General features: G+C 71.0%; 14 protein-coding genes. 12 read left to right on the top strand and 2 right to left on the bottom strand.

The window, feature by feature from the left end:
• Position 1: 1 nt before the first annotated feature.
• The 9 genes from argC to ACGFI7_RS38965 all read left to right on the top strand — a co-directional run bounded on the left by argC (position 2) and on the right by ACGFI7_RS38965 (position 9,124).
• Positions 2 to 1,039, top strand: coding sequence for an N-acetyl-gamma-glutamyl-phosphate reductase (gene argC, locus ACGFI7_RS39005; protein ID WP_393414243.1), 1,038 nt, complete (start codon positions 2 to 4; stop codon positions 1,037 to 1,039).
• Positions 1,036 to 2,187 (top strand): bifunctional glutamate N-acetyltransferase/amino-acid acetyltransferase ArgJ, encoded by a 1,152-nt coding sequence (gene argJ / locus ACGFI7_RS39000; RefSeq protein WP_393413894.1) that lies wholly within the window; start codon positions 1,036 to 1,038, stop codon positions 2,185 to 2,187. Before argC ends, argJ begins: the two co-directional genes overlap by 4 nt.
• Positions 2,184 to 3,053 (top strand): acetylglutamate kinase, encoded by an 870-nt coding sequence (gene argB / locus ACGFI7_RS38995; RefSeq protein ID WP_393413891.1) that lies wholly within the window; start codon positions 2,184 to 2,186, stop codon positions 3,051 to 3,053. Before argJ ends, argB begins: the two co-directional genes overlap by 4 nt.
• Positions 3,050 to 4,219, top strand: coding sequence for an acetylornithine transaminase (locus ACGFI7_RS38990; RefSeq protein ID WP_393413888.1), 1,170 nt, complete (start codon positions 3,050 to 3,052; stop codon positions 4,217 to 4,219). Before argB ends, ACGFI7_RS38990 begins: the two co-directional genes overlap by 4 nt.
• Positions 4,216 to 5,166, top strand: a complete 951-nt coding sequence (gene argF / locus ACGFI7_RS38985; protein ID WP_393413885.1) for an ornithine carbamoyltransferase — start codon at positions 4,216 to 4,218, stop codon at positions 5,164 to 5,166. The genes ACGFI7_RS38990 and argF overlap by 4 nt, the downstream gene beginning before the upstream one ends.
• The gene (locus ACGFI7_RS38980; protein ID WP_393413883.1) at positions 5,163 to 5,669 is read left to right on the top strand and encodes an arginine repressor; all 507 of its coding nucleotides are present in this window, start codon (positions 5,163 to 5,165) and stop codon (positions 5,667 to 5,669) included. Before argF ends, ACGFI7_RS38980 begins: the two co-directional genes overlap by 4 nt.
• Positions 5,670 to 5,701: 32 nt before the next feature.
• On the top strand, positions 5,702 to 6,901 hold the full coding sequence (locus ACGFI7_RS38975) for an argininosuccinate synthase (RefSeq protein ID WP_393413880.1): 1,200 nt from the start codon (positions 5,702 to 5,704) through the stop codon (positions 6,899 to 6,901).
• A 67-nt stretch (positions 6,902 to 6,968) separates the two neighbouring features.
• Positions 6,969 to 8,366, top strand: coding sequence for an argininosuccinate lyase (gene argH, locus ACGFI7_RS38970; protein ID WP_393414240.1), 1,398 nt, complete (start codon positions 6,969 to 6,971; stop codon positions 8,364 to 8,366).
• 5 nt (positions 8,367 to 8,371) lie between these two features.
• A complete protein-coding gene (locus ACGFI7_RS38965) occupies positions 8,372 to 9,124 on the top strand; it encodes a DNA-3-methyladenine glycosylase (protein WP_393413877.1) in 753 nt (250 codons plus the stop codon).
• On the opposite strand, the gene ACGFI7_RS38960 is transcribed toward ACGFI7_RS38965, so the two are convergent.
• Positions 9,064 to 9,465 (bottom strand): PH domain-containing protein, encoded by a 402-nt coding sequence (locus ACGFI7_RS38960; protein WP_393413874.1) that lies wholly within the window; start codon positions 9,463 to 9,465, stop codon positions 9,064 to 9,066. The genes ACGFI7_RS38965 and ACGFI7_RS38960 overlap by 61 nt on opposite strands.
• A gap of 84 nt (positions 9,466 to 9,549) precedes the next feature.
• Here ACGFI7_RS38960 and tyrS point away from each other — a divergent pair, with 84 nt between their 5' ends.
• The 3 genes from tyrS to ACGFI7_RS38945 all read left to right on the top strand — a co-directional run bounded on the left by tyrS (position 9,550) and on the right by ACGFI7_RS38945 (position 13,416).
• Positions 9,550 to 10,815, top strand: coding sequence for a tyrosine--tRNA ligase (gene tyrS, locus ACGFI7_RS38955; protein ID WP_393413871.1), 1,266 nt, complete (start codon positions 9,550 to 9,552; stop codon positions 10,813 to 10,815).
• A 117-nt stretch (positions 10,816 to 10,932) separates the two neighbouring features.
• On the top strand, positions 10,933 to 11,520 hold the full coding sequence (locus ACGFI7_RS38950) for an HAD family hydrolase (RefSeq protein ID WP_393413868.1): 588 nt from the start codon (positions 10,933 to 10,935) through the stop codon (positions 11,518 to 11,520).
• Between the two features lie 90 nt (positions 11,521 to 11,610).
• Positions 11,611 to 13,416 (top strand): protein kinase, encoded by a 1,806-nt coding sequence (locus ACGFI7_RS38945; protein ID WP_393413865.1) that lies wholly within the window; start codon positions 11,611 to 11,613, stop codon positions 13,414 to 13,416.
• 285 nt (positions 13,417 to 13,701) lie between these two features.
• On the opposite strand, the gene ACGFI7_RS38940 is transcribed toward ACGFI7_RS38945, so the two are convergent.
• On the bottom strand, positions 13,702 to 13,977 hold a 276-nt coding region (locus tag ACGFI7_RS38940), incomplete at its 5' end, for a hypothetical protein (protein ID WP_393413862.1).

Below are 13,977 nucleotides of genomic sequence, written 5' to 3'. Positions count from 1 at the left end.
TATGCAGGAGGTCGGCATGAGAGCAGCGGTCGCCGGAGCCAGCGGCTACGCGGGCGGCGAGTTGCTCCGCCTGTTGCTCGGTCACCCCGAGCTGGAGATCGGCACGCTCACCGCCGCCTCCAGCGCCGGCAGCGCGCTCGGCGCCCACCAGCCTCACCTGCCCTCGCTGGCCGGCCGCGTCATCCAGGACACCACGCCCGAGACGCTCGCCGGCCACGACGTCGTCTTCCTCGCACTCCCGCACGGCCACTCGGCGGCCATCGCCGCCCAGCTCGGCGACGACACGCTGGTCGTCGACTGCGGCGCCGACCACCGGCTCGCCGACGCGGCCGCCTGGGCGGAGTTCTACGGCGGCGAGCACGCCGGCACCTGGCCCTACGGCCTGCCGGAGCTGCCCGGCCAGCGCGAGCTGCTCAAGAGCACCCGCCGCATCGCGGTGCCCGGCTGCTACCCGACCTCGGTGCTGCTCGCGCTGACGCCCGCGTTCGCCGCGGGCCTGGCCGAGCCGGACGTCGTGGTGGTCGCCGCCAGCGGCACCAGCGGCGCCGGCAAGTCACTCAAGCCCAACCTGCTCGGCAGCGAGGTCATCGGCTCGGTCAGCGCCTACGGCGTCGGCGGCGCGCACCGCCACACGCCGGAGATGGAGCAGGGGCTGAGCGCCGCGGCGGGCGTGCCGGTACGGGTGTCCTTCACCCCCACGCTGGCCCCGATGAGCCGCGGCATCCTGGCCACCTGCAGCGCCCCCGCCGCGCCCGGCCTCACCCGCGCCGCGCTGCGCGAGGCGTACGCGGAAGCCCTGCGCGCCGAGCCTTTCGTGACGCTGCTGCCGGAGGGCGTCTGGCCCGCCACCGCGATGACCTACGGCGCCAACACCGCCGCCCTGCAGGTGGCGCTCGACGAGCGCGCCGGCCGGGTGCTGGCCGTCATCGCCATCGACAACCTCACCAAGGGCACCGCCGGGGGCGCGATCCAGAGCGCCAACCTCGCCCTCGGCCTGCCCGAAGAGCTCGGTCTCCCCACGAACGGAGTTGCTCCATGAGCGTGACCGCACCCCTTGGCTTCCGGGCCGCGGGCGTGGCCGCCGGCATCAAATCCGGCGGCGCCCGCGACCTGGCCCTCGTCGTCAACGACGGACCCAACCGCGCCGCCGCCGGCGTCTTCACCGCCAACAGGGTGAAGGCGGCGCCGGTGCTCTGGTCGCAGCAGGTCCTGAGCGGCGGGCGGGTGCGGGCGGTCGTGCTCAACTCCGGCGGCGCCAACGCCTGCACCGGCCCCGAGGGCTTCCAGGACACGCACGCCACCGCCGAGAAGGTGGCCGAGCTGCTGGCCGACTCCGCGGGCGAGATCGCGGTCTGCTCGACCGGGCTGATCGGCGAGCGGCTGCCGATGGACCCGCTGCTGGCCGGCGTGGAGCAGGCCGCCGCCAAGCTGTCCCGCGACGGCGGACTCAACGCGGCCGACGCCATCCGCACCACCGACACGGTGTCCAAGATCTCGTTCAAGCGCGGCGCCGGCTACATGGTCGGCGGGATGGCCAAAGGGGCCGGCATGCTGGCCCCCGCCCTGGCCACCATGCTCTGCGTGATCACCACCGACGCCGAGCTGACCGCCGAGGAGCTCGACGCGGCGCTGCGCGCGGCGACGGCCACGACCTTCGACCGGCTCGACGCCGACGGCTGCATGTCCACCAACGACACCGTGCTGCTGCTGTCCAGCGGCGCCGCCGGGGTCAAGCCCGATCTGGCCGAGTTCGGGCAGAAGGTGACGGAGGTCTGCGCCGACCTGGCCAGGCAGCTCCTCGTCGACGCCGAGGGCGCCAGCAAGGCCATCGCCATCGAGGTGGTCGGCGCCGCCTCGGAGGACGACGCGGTCACGGTCGGCCGTGCGGTCGCCCGTTCCAACCTGCTCAAGTGCGCCATCCACGGCGAGGACCCCAACTGGGGCCGGGTGCTGTCAGCGGTCGGCACCACCGACGCCGAGTTCGAGCCCGACCGGCTCAACGTCGCGATCAACGGCATCTGGATCTGCCGCGCCGGCGCCGTCGGCGACGACCGCGACAAGGTCGACATGCGTCCGCGCGACGTCACCATCACCGTCGACCTGTCGGCCGGCCCGCACACCGCCACCGTCCACACCACGGACCTGACGGCCGACTACGTCCACGAGAACTCGGCGTACTCCACATGAGGAGCGCACAGGAGAAGGCCGCCGGGCTGATCGAGGCGCTGCCGTGGCTGGAGCGCTTCCACGGCGCGACCGTCGTCATCAAGTACGGCGGCAACGCGATGACCGACGAGGCGCTCAAGGAGGCGTTCGCCGAGGACGTCGTCTTCCTGCGGTACGCCGGGCTGCGGCCGGTCGTGGTGCACGGCGGCGGTCCGCAGATCAACGCCCACCTCGACAAGCTGGGCATCGAGTCGACGTTCACCGCCGGGCTGCGGGTGACCACGCCGGAGGCCATGCAGGTCGTCCGGATGGTCCTGGTCGGCCAGGTCGGCCGCGACATCATCGGCCTGATCAACCGGCACGGCCCGTTCGCGGTCGGCATGTCCGGCGAGGACGCCCACCTGTTCACCGCCGAGCGCAAGAGCGCCGTCGTCGACGGCGAGGCGGTCGACATCGGCCAGGTCGGCGAGATCGTCAAGGTCGAGCCGGGCGCGGTGGAGGCGCTGCTGGCCGACGGGCGCGTCCCGGTGGTGTCCAGCGTCGCCCGCGGCGACGACGGCGAAATCTACAATGTAAATGCCGACACCGCGGCCGCCGCGCTGGCCGTGGCGCTCAAGGCGCACAAGCTCGTCGTCCTCACCGACGTCGAGGGCCTGTACGCCAACTGGCCCGACGACACCGACGTCATCGACGAGCTGGACGCCGCCGCGCTGGAGCGGCTGCTGCCCACGCTGTCCAGCGGCATGGTGCCCAAGATGGAGGCCTGCCTGACCGCCGTGCGCAACGGTGTGCCGCAGGCCCACGTGCTCGACGGCCGGGTGCCCCACGCGCTGCTGCAGGAGATCTTCACCAACGAAGGAATCGGAACCATGGTGGTGCCCTCATGAGTAGCCTGTACGAGCGCTTCGAGCAGGTCTTGATGCCCAACTACGGCGTCCCGCCGCTCGCGCTGGCCAGGGGCGAGGGCGCCCGCGTGTGGGACGTCGAGGGCAACGAGTACGTCGACTTCATCGCCGGCATCGCGGTCGTCTCACTCGGCCACGCCCACCCGGCGCTGGTCGAGGCGGTCTCCAAGCAGGTGGCGACGATCGCCCACACCAGCAACCTCTACCTGCACGAGCCCGAGGTGCTGCTGGCCGAGCGGCTGATCGGCCTGCTGGGCGAGCCTGCCCGGGTCTTCTTCGCCAACTCCGGCACCGAGGCCAACGAGGCCGCCTACAAGCTCTCGGTCAAGTACGGCAAGCGCACCGGCAGGTCCTACTTCGTGGCGGCCGAGAACGGCTTCCACGGCCGTACGATCGGCGCGCTCTCGCTGAGCGGCAAGAAGTCCATCCGCGACCAGTTCGGCCCGTTCCCGATGGATGTCCGGTTCGTTCCGTACGGTGACGCGGACGCGCTGAAGGCGGCCGTGACCGGCGACTGCGCGGCGGTGTTCCTGGAGCCGACGCAGGGCGAGGCCGGCGTGGTGCCGCCGCCCGACGGCTACCTGGCGGCGGCCCGCGAGATCTGCGACGCCACCGGCGCGCTGCTGGTGGCCGACGAGATCCAGTCGGCGATCGGCCGCACCGGCCACTGGTTCGCCCACCAGGCCGACGGCGTCACCCCCGACATCCTCACCCTGGCCAAGGGGCTCGGCGGCGGGCTGCCGATCGGCGCCTGCGTCGGCTTCGGCGAGGCCGGCACGCTGTTCGAGAAGGGCGACCACGGCTCGACCTTCGGCGGCAACCCGGTGTCCTGCGCCGCGGCGCTCGCCGTGCTCGACAACGTGGACCTCGGCCACGTCCGGAAGGTCGCCGAGCGGCTGCGCGGCGGCCTGGAAGCGATCTCGCACCCGCTGCTGAAGGGGGTGCGCGGGCGCGGCCTGTGGCTGGCGGCCGTGCTCGAAGAGCCCATTTCTGGGCAGGTGCAGAAAGCGGCCCAGGACGCGGGGTTCCTGATCAACGCCGTCCAGCCGGACGCGCTGCGGATCGCCCCGCCGCTGGTCGTGACGGCGGCGCAGGTCGACGCCTTCACCGCCGCGTTCCCGGGGATTCTTGAGGAGGCGGGCAAGTGACGACGAGGCACCACGCGGACCCGGCGCGAGTCCGGCACTTCCTGAAGGACGACGACCTGTCGCCGGACGAGCAGGAAGAGGTCCTCGTCCTGGCGGCGGAGATGAAGAAGGACCGCTTCGGTCACCGCCCGTTCGAGGGGCCAAAGACCGTGGCGGTGCTGTTCGACAAGCCGTCGGCCAGGACCCGGGTCTCCTTCCACGCCGGCATCGGCGAGCTGGGCGGCCTGCCGCTGATCGTCGACGGGGTCTCCACGCTCATGGGCCGCGGCGAGCCGATCGAGGACATCGCCCGCGTGCTCGACCGGCAGGTGGCCGCCATCGTGTGGCGCACCACCGGCCAGGAGCTGATCGAGACCATGGCCGCCAACTCCGCGGTGCCGGTGGTCAACGCGCTCACCGACGAGTTCCACCCCTGCCAGATCCTCGCCGACCTGCAGACGGTCCGCGAGCGGCTGGGCCGAACCGCCGGTCTGACGCTCGCGTACGTGGGCGACGGCGCCAACAACATGGCCAACTCCTACCTGCTGGGCGGGGCCACGGCCGGCATGCACGTGCGGATCGGCGCCCCGGCGGGCTACCAGCCCGACGCCGTGGTGCTGAGCCGGGCCGCGGCCATCGCCGCCACCACCGGCGGCTCGGTGGTGGCGGTCTCCGACCCGGTCGCGGCCGTTCAGGGGGCGCACGTCGTGGCCGCCGACACCTGGGTGTCGATGGGCCAGGACGGCAAGGAGGACCGGGTCCGCGACCTCATGCCCTACCAGGTGAACGCCGAACTGCTGGCGCACGCCGACGGCGACGCGGTCGTGCTCCACTGCCTGCCGGCCTACCGGGGCAACGAGATCACCGCCGATGTCCTGGAGGGCCCGCACAGCGCCGTGTGGGACCAGGCGGAGAACCGGCTGCACGCCCAGAAGGCGCTGCTGCACTGGCTGGTGACCAGACCATGACGATCCCGATGACCAAGGCGGCCCGGCAGGCGAAGATCACCGACCTGCTCCAGCGCCAGCCGGTGCGTTCCCAGCCGGAGCTGGCCAAGCTGCTGGCCGAGAGCGGCGTCGAGGTCACGCAGGCCACGCTCTCGCGCGACCTCGACGAGCTGGGTGCGCTCAAGCTGCGCGCCGAGGACGGCTCGCTGGTGTACGCGCTGCCCGGCGAGGGCGGCGGGCGGATCCCGCGTGCCCGCCTGGGCACCGGCGAGTCGCCGGCCGCGCGGCTGCACCGCATCGCCGAGGAGCTGCTGGTCAGCGCCGAGGCGTCGGCCAACCTGGTCATCGTCAGGACCCCGCCGGGCGCCGCCCAGTTCCTCGCCTCCGCCATCGACCACGCCGACTGGGAGTCGATTCTCGGCACGGTCGCGGGCGACGACACGATCCTGGTCATCAGCCGCGATCCGCAGGGCGGACAGGTGCTCGCACAGGCGCTGCTGAAGGCGGCCGACCGGCGCGCATAGACCGAAATATCCCTATTTATGGAGATGGAACAATGACGGAGAGAGTGGTCCTCGCATTCTCGGGCGGCCTCGACACGTCGGTGGCCATCCCGTTCCTCGCCGAGAAGATGAACGCCGAGGTCATCGCCGTCGCGGTGGACCTCGGCCAGGGCGGTGAGGACATGGACGTCATCCAGAAGCGCGCCATGGACTGCGGCGCCGTCGAATCCGTGGTCGTCGACGCCAAGGAGGAGTTCGCGGCCGACTTCTGCGTGCCCGCCCTCCAGGCCAACGCCCTCTACATGGACCGATACCCGCTGCTGTCGTCGCTCTCGCGGCCGCTCATCGTCAAGCACCTGGTCACCGCGGCCCAGCGGTACGGCGGCACGATCGTGTCCCACGGCTGCACCGGCAAGGGCAACGATCAGGTCCGCTTCGAGGCCGGGCTGGCCGCGCTGGCCCCCGAACTCCAGGTCGTCGCCCCGGCCCGCGACTTCGCCTGGACCCGCGACAAGGCGATCGAGTACGCCGAGAGCAAGGGCCTGCCGATCGAGACCACCAAGAAGAACCCGTTCTCCATCGACCAGAACCTGTGGGGCCGCGCCATCGAGACCGGCTTCCTGGAAGACATCTGGAACGCCCCCAGCGAGGACGTCTACGCCTACACCGCCGACCCGTCCGCGCCGCGCGAGCCCGACGAGGTGGTCATCACCTTCGAACAGGGCGTCCCGGTCAAGCTCGACGGCCGCCCGCTCACCCCGTACCAGGTCGTCGACGAGCTGAACCGGCGCGCCGGCGCGCACGGCGTCGGCCGCATCGACATGGTCGAGGACCGGCTGGTCGGCATCAAGTCGCGCGAGGTGTACGAGGCGCCGGCCGCGATCACGCTCATCACCGCCCACCGAGAGCTGGAGAGCGTCACCGTCGAGCGCGACCTGGCCCGCTTCAAGCGCGGCGTCGACCAGCGGTGGAGCGAGCTGGTCTACGACGGGCTGTGGTACTCGCCGCTCAAGCGCGGGCTCGACGCGCTGATCGCCGACACGCAGCGCTACGTCAGCGGCGACATCCGGATGACCTTGCACGGCGGGCGGGCGACCGTCACCGGCCGGCGTTCCGAGCAGTCCCTGTACGACTTCTCGCTGGCCACCTACGACACCGGCGACACCTTCGACCAGTCGCTGGCCAAAGGTTTCGTCCAGCTGTTCAGCCTGCCTTCGAAGATCGCGGCGGCCCGCGACGCGAAGCAGGGGTGAAGTGCACTATGGTCGCGGAGGACGTGCGGTGAAGGTTGAGGAGAAGACGGTGAGTGATGGCAAGCCGATGCGGCTGTGGGGCGGGCGTTTCGAGGGGGGCCCGTCCGACGCGCTGACCCGGCTGTCGGTGAGCGTGCACTTCGACTGGCGGCTGGTGCCGTACGACCTGGCGGCGTCCAGGGCGCACGCCCGCGTGCTGCACAGAGCGGGGCTGCTGAGCGGCGAGGAGCTGCAGCGCATGATCGGCGCGCTCGACGACCTGGAGCGGGCCTGCAAGGAGGGCGAGTTCCGGCCCACCGTCGCCGACGAGGACGTGCACACCGCGCTGGAGCGCGGCCTGCTGGAGCGGCTCGGCTCGCTCGGCGGCAAGCTCCGCGCCGGCCGCAGCCGCAACGACCAGATCGCCACCGACCTGCGCCTCTACCTGCGCGACCACGCCCGCACCATCGTCTCGCGGCTGGTCGAGCTGGAGACGGCGCTGATGGAGCAGGCCGAGCAGCACGCCGAGACGGCCGCGCCCGGCATGACCCACCTGCAGCACGCGCAGCCGGTGTCGTTCGGCCACCAGCTGCTGGCGCACGTGCACGCGTTCGCCCGCGACATCGACCGGCTCACCGACTGGGACAAGCGGGCGGCCGTCTCGCCGCTCGGCTCCGGCGCGCTGGCCGGCTCGTCGCTGCCGCTCGACCCGCAGGCGGTCGCGCAGGAGCTCGGGTTCGACTCGGCGGCGCCCAACTCCATGGACGCGGTCGCCGACCGCGACTTCGCGGCCGAGTTCCTGTTCGCCGCGGCCCTGATCGGCACCCACCTGTCGCGGCTGGGCGAGGAGATCGTCCTGTGGGCCTCGCAGGAGTTCCGCTGGATCGAGATGGACGACGCCTACTCCACCGGCTCGTCGATCATGCCGCAGAAGAAGAATCCCGACGTGGCCGAGCTGGCCCGCGGCAAGTCCGGCCGCCTGATCGGCAACCTGATGGCGCTGCTGACCACGCTCAAGGGCCTGCCGCTCACCTACAACCGCGACCTGCAGGAGGACAAGGAGCCGGTGTTCGACTCCGTCGACACCCTGCTGCTGGTCCTGCCCGCGATGGCCGGCCTCGTCTCGACCATGCGGGTCAACACCGCCCGGCTGGAGTCGTCGGCCCCCGACGGGTTCGCCCTCGCCACCGACCTGGCCGAGCTGCTGGTCCGGCGCGGCGTGCCGTTCCGCGACGCGCACGAGGCGGTCGGCCACCTGGTCGTGTGGTGCCAGGTCAACGACAAGGACCTCGGCGACCTCTCCGACGACGAGCTGGCCAAGGTCTCGCCGCATCTGACGCCCGACGTCCGCGACGTGCTCAACGTGCCGGGAGCGCTCGCCGCCCGCAAGGCCCACGGCGGCACCGCCCCCGACCGGGTGCGCGACCAGCTGGTGGCGCTGCGCGAGGCGGTCGACGCCCAGGCGGCCTGGGCGGCCGGATCCTGAGCGGGGTGCTGAGCACGGCCCCGCTGCCGCGAGCCTTCTTCGACCGGCCGTCCCACGAGGTGGCGCCCGACCTGCTCGGGCGCCTGATCGTGCACGACGGGGTGGCCGTCCGGCTCACCGAGGTCGAGGCGTACGGAGGGCCGGGGGAGGACCCCGCGGCCCACACCTACCGCGGCAAGACGGCACGCAACGCCGTCATGTTCGGCCCGCCCGGACATCTGTACGTGTACTTCACCTACGGCATGCACTTCTGCGCCAACCTCGTCTGCCTGCCCGAGGGCCAGGGCTCGGCGGTGCTGCTGCGGGCCGGCGAGGTCGTCGGCGGCGTCGGCCTGGCCCGGTCGCGGCGATCAGGCAGGGGAGCGCCCGCCGGCGACGGCGGCCCCCGGCCGGTCGCCGACCGCGACCTCGGCCGCGGGCCGGCCAGGCTGGCCGTGGCGCTCGGGCTGCTGCGCGAGCACAACGGCGCCGACGCCGTCTGGGAGGGGCCGCCCGGCTCGATCCCCGCCGTCGCCAGCCTCGTCAGCCCCGCCGCCGAGCTGTCGGGCATGCCCCCAGGATCGGCGGTCGTGCTGGAAGGCCGCCCGCCCGAGCCGGCCGCGATCAGATCGGGGCCGCGCACCGGGATCTCGACGGCCAAGGACACCCCCTGGCGGTTCTGGATCGACGGCGACCCGACCGTCTCCCCGTACCGCGCTCACGTGCCGCGCCGGCGCAGCGCCGCGGCCACCTCCGTGGGAGAGGCGCCCAGCTCGTGAGCGCTGAAGATGTGCAGATGGTCGCCGGTGTCGATCTCCAGCATCTCGCTGCGCAACCCCCACCGCCTGCGCACGTCCACCTTGACGTCCCAGATGGCGTCCCACGGCACCCGGCGCTTGCCCGCGAACCCGTGCACCACCGTGATGCCGTCCTCGTCCATCGACAGCCGCACCGGGGCCAGCACGTCGCGCAGCCCCATCGCGCCCACCAGCACCGTCGCCGGCACCGCGAGGATCACTCCGCGCACATCACCGGTGACGAACCAGTACACACCGAGCCCGGCGCAGGCCAGAGCCCCTAAGATCTTGAAAACTGCCAGCTCGCGACGGACCTTCCACATGATGCCGAGGCTATCCAAGTGGCGGCGTCCGGTCGCGATCAGGCACGCTGTATCCACTCACCCTCTACCACGAAAGCCAGCATCGTGACCGACATCCTCGATGAGCTCGAATGGCGCGACGTGACCGCGCAGACCACCGACATCACCGCCCTGCGCGAAGCACTGTCGAAGGGTCCGACCACGGTCTATGCGGGCTTCGACCCGACCGCACCGTCGCTGCACGTCGGAAACCTGGCCACGCTGCTGATCCTGACCCGTTTCCAGCGCGCGGGCCACAAGCCGATCGGCCTCGTCGGCGGCGCCACCGGCCTCATCGGCGACCCCAGCGGCCGCAGCACCGAGCGGGCGCTCAACACCAGCGAGGTGGTGGCCGAGTGGGTGGCGCGCATCCGGGTCCAGGTGGAGAAGTTCCTGTCCTTCGACCCGGGCCCGAACGCGGCCACGCTCGTCAGCAACCTCGACTGGACCGCCCAGCTGTCGGCCATCGACTTCCTGCGTGACATCGGCAAGCACTTCCCGGTCAACCGGATGCTCGCCCGCGAGTCGGTCTCGGCCAGGCTCGGCGGCGAAGGGCTCAGCTACACCGAGTTCAGCTACCAGATCCTGCAGGCCAACGACTACCTGGAGCTCTACCGGCGGCACGGCTGCACGCTCCAGCTCGGCGGCAGCGACCAGTGGGGCAACATCACCGCGGGCGTCGACCTGATCAGGCGGGTCGAGGGCGCGCACGTGCACGCGCTCACCGGCAAGCTGATCACCAAGGCCGACGGCACCAAGTTCGGCAAGACCGCGGGCGGCGCCGTCTGGCTCGACCCGGCGCTGACCACGCCCTACGCGTTCTACCAGTACTGGCTCAACGCCGACGACCGCGACGTGATCCGCTTCCTCAAGGTGTTCACCTTCCGCTCCAGGGAGGAGATCGGGGAGCTGGAGAAGGCCGTCGCCGACCGGCCCTTCGCCCGCGAGGCGCAGCGGGCGCTCGCCGAGGACCTGACCACGCTCGTGCACGGCCGCGACGAGCTGGCGGCGGCGGTCGCGGCGTCCAAGGCGCTGTTCGGCCAGGGCTCGCTGGAGGAACTGCCGGCCGCCACCCTGGCGGCGGCGCTCGCCGAGGTGCCCAAGGCGTCCGTCCCCGCGCTCGGCGCGCCGCTGGTCGACCTGATGGCCGACAGCGGGCTGGTCGAGTCCAAGTCGGCGGCCCGCCGCGCGGTCAAGGAGGGCGGCGCCTACCTCAACAACGTCAAGATCACTGACGAGGCGTACGTCCCGGCCGCCGACGACCTGCTGCACGGCCGGTTCCTGGTGCTGCGGCGCGGCAAGAAGTCGATCGGCGGCGTCGAGGTCGGCTGACCTGCTTTCTGGGGGTGGCCGTTCGGCCCGGCGGGTGCGTACGAGTTTCCACTCGTACGCACCCTCCTGTCCGTTGGTCGTGGGTGGACCGGTCACCTGAGGCCATAGGCTCGGGACATGCCCAAGGTGATCATTTTCGATCTGTACGGTGTGATCGCTCGTACGCAGACAGACGAGGCGAAACAGCAGCTTGTCGACCTGGCCGGGGTGGCGGGAGAGTCCTTCTGGGATGCCTACTGGGCGTGCAGGCCCGCCTATGACGCCGGGCAGGAAACCCCCGACTACTGGGCGGCGGTCGCCGCGCGCCTGGGCGTGACGTTCGACGACGTGCAGGCGCTGGTGGCGGCCGATCTGGAGAGCTGGTCGCTGGTGGACCCGGCGATGGTGGCGGTGGTGCACGAACTCGCCGATCGCGGGATCAAGCTGGGGCTGCTGTCGAACATCATCGAGGACCTGGTGCCGGTGTGGGAGCGCCACCACGGTGACTGGCTGCGACGGTTTGACGCGCTGACGTACTCGTGCCGGATCGGGGTCGCCAAACCGGACCCGCGCGCGTACCGGATCTGCGCGGAGCGGCTCGGGGTGGCGCCGCAGGACGCGCTGTTCTTCGACGACAACGAGGCGAACGTGCTGGGCGCGCGGGCGGCGGGGATGTCGGCCGAGCTGTTCACCTCGCCGGAGCAGGTCCGCGCCGTCATCGGCTAGCACAGCAGGTCTGCGTGATCTGCTGGAAATGTCGGTTCCGTCAGGGATTTGGGCGCTGGTTCGCGGCTGAATAACCCTAAGATCCCCTTCATGCAGCCACTGCGCCCTGGGGATCCGACAGCGCTGGGCCCCTACGTGCTTCTCGGTTTCCTCGGTGAGGGCGGGCAGGGCGCCGTCTTCGCCGGACGGGCGCCCGACGGCACCGCGATCGCGGCCAAGGTCCTGCACGCCCGCTTCGCCGGCGACACCGCCGCCGTACAGCGCTTCCAGCGTGAGGTCGAGCTGACCCGCCGGGTGGCCCAATTCTGCACGGCACGCGTGCTCGACGTCGGATTCGCAGGCGCCGTGCCGTACATCGTCTCCGAACTGGTCGAGGGCGTCTCCCTCCAGCAGGCCGTACGCACGCGCGGCCCCTTGACCGGCGACGATCTGGTACGTCTCGCGGTGGGGACCATGACCGCTCTGATCTCCATCCACCGGGCGGGCATCGTCCACCGCGACTTCAAGCCTTCCAACGTGTTACTGGCCGCCGACGGGCCCAGGGTGATCGACTTCGGCATCGCCAGGGCGCTGGACGCCTCCTCCGTCACCGCCAGCAGTGTGGTGGGCTCGCCCGGCTACATGTCGCCCGAGCAGATTCGGGGCGAGCGGATCGGGTCCGCCTCGGATCTGTTCTCGTGGGCCGGGACGATGGTCTATGCCGCCACCGGTTCGCCCGCGTTCGGCCTCGACTCCATCCCCGCGGTCATGCATCGGGTGCTCAACAGCGAGCCTGACCTCCGGGCCCTCGGCGAGCCGCTGCGTGACGTGCTGACGGCGTGTCTTCAGAAGGATCCCGCGCTGCGCCCTGACGCCCAGACGGCCTGGAACGCGCTGATGGACGGCTCCCCAGCCGCCTTACCCGTGACTCCTCCCCGGGACGGCGTGCCCGGCGGCGACTTACGCAGGGACAACGGACCTGCTGAGGCTCGCCGTGACACCACACCGGCGTCGCCCGGACGAGACCGGGCTGCCCGCCGTGCCTCCACGTGGGGACGGCCTGCGGCGGTGGCGGCAGCGGGGGTGGCGGTGACGGTGGGTGTGGCCTACATCCTGTGGCCCGCGCCCTCGACCAGCCCGCTCGCAGTCGCAGACCCGGCGGTCACCACCACGCTCGGCCAGTCGGCCTCAGCCACGCCGGCTTCTGCCACGTCGGTTCCTGCCACGCCGGCTCCTGCCACTCCAACGTCTGCCACCCCATCTGCCACGCCAACCGGCACGCCAACCGGCACGACCACGCCGGCCTCCGCCCGGAAGGCCACTCCGAGCACGAGCCCGGCCCCTTCGCCGGCCACCAAGCCAACCCCCACACGACGCCCTGCGGTGTCTGGACGCTGGGATACGAAGGGTGACGTGTCCGAGTGGGACATCACCGGTCCACGCAGCGCCAAGCTGATCCAATACCCCGAAGGATCCGCAGGCCCTGGCTGGGGGTTCCTGATGTGGACGAAGCGGCCGATGGGCACCAGCTTCACGCTCTCGGTCCGCACGCGCTTGCTCGAGTACGGCCGCCGGGACAAGACCCCGAAGTACGGCTTGCTGTTCTCCAACACGGAGCCGGGCAACGACATCGGTTACTACGTCGAACCGCTCACCGCAGAGGGCAAGCTCACCGTCCTGGTGATGGAGAAGGGTGCGTTCAGCGCGGAGCGCATCGCATGGCCGTTCGGCTTCGACCCCGATGACTTCCACACGCTCAAGGTGACCAGGAAGGGCTCGACCTACACCTTCCATGTGGACGGCCGGCAGGTGTCCCAGCGCAAGGTGCCCGGAGTCGACCCAGAAGGTCTGGGCCGGGTCGGTCTGGCCGGGTTCGACGTCCTCGCCGAATTCCGGGACTTCAGGATGCAGAAATGAGGCGTACGACACTTCGGTGGCGTGCGGGTCGGAGACGGCGTGGCCGTCTGTGGCCCTCTGTGGCCTGCCGGGTCGGCTCGGGAGTCTTCGGGAGGGCGCGCCACGGCGGGACGGGCGCGTGATTTGACGTCTGGCGGATCGCGACCTAATCTCATAACTCGCCCGGGAGTGAGCCGGACGCCGAGCAGGCGGACGGGCCCCGGGGCAAGCCCCTTGAAGAACAAGCCACTCGATCGGAACGCTGTGACGCGCTCAGGATCGGGTCGTCTCGGGCGCCCGAGCTGATCACCGAATAATCGGTTGATTCGACAGGCGCAAGATGACACGGTAAGTTCCGAGGGCTGCCAAAATCTGATCAGAAGAACTGGTTAACGGATTTGACCGGAAATCAGGGCGTCTGATAGGATGGCGTAGAGCGAGATTGCGCCACCGGCGCCGAGGAAAGAACTTCTTCGGTACGGTGTATGCGTCCGTTTCTTGAGAACTCAACAGTGTGTTAAAAGCCAGTGCATGATGCACAAACCCCGTCATTTTTGACGGATTCCTTTTTGGTTGGGAATC

Origin of the sequence: Nonomuraea sp. NPDC048826, from assembly GCF_043198225.1 — a bacterium.
Taxonomy (GTDB): domain Bacteria; phylum Actinomycetota; class Actinomycetes; order Streptosporangiales; family Streptosporangiaceae; genus Nonomuraea.
This window is presented reverse-complemented; position numbering and strand designations above follow the sequence as displayed.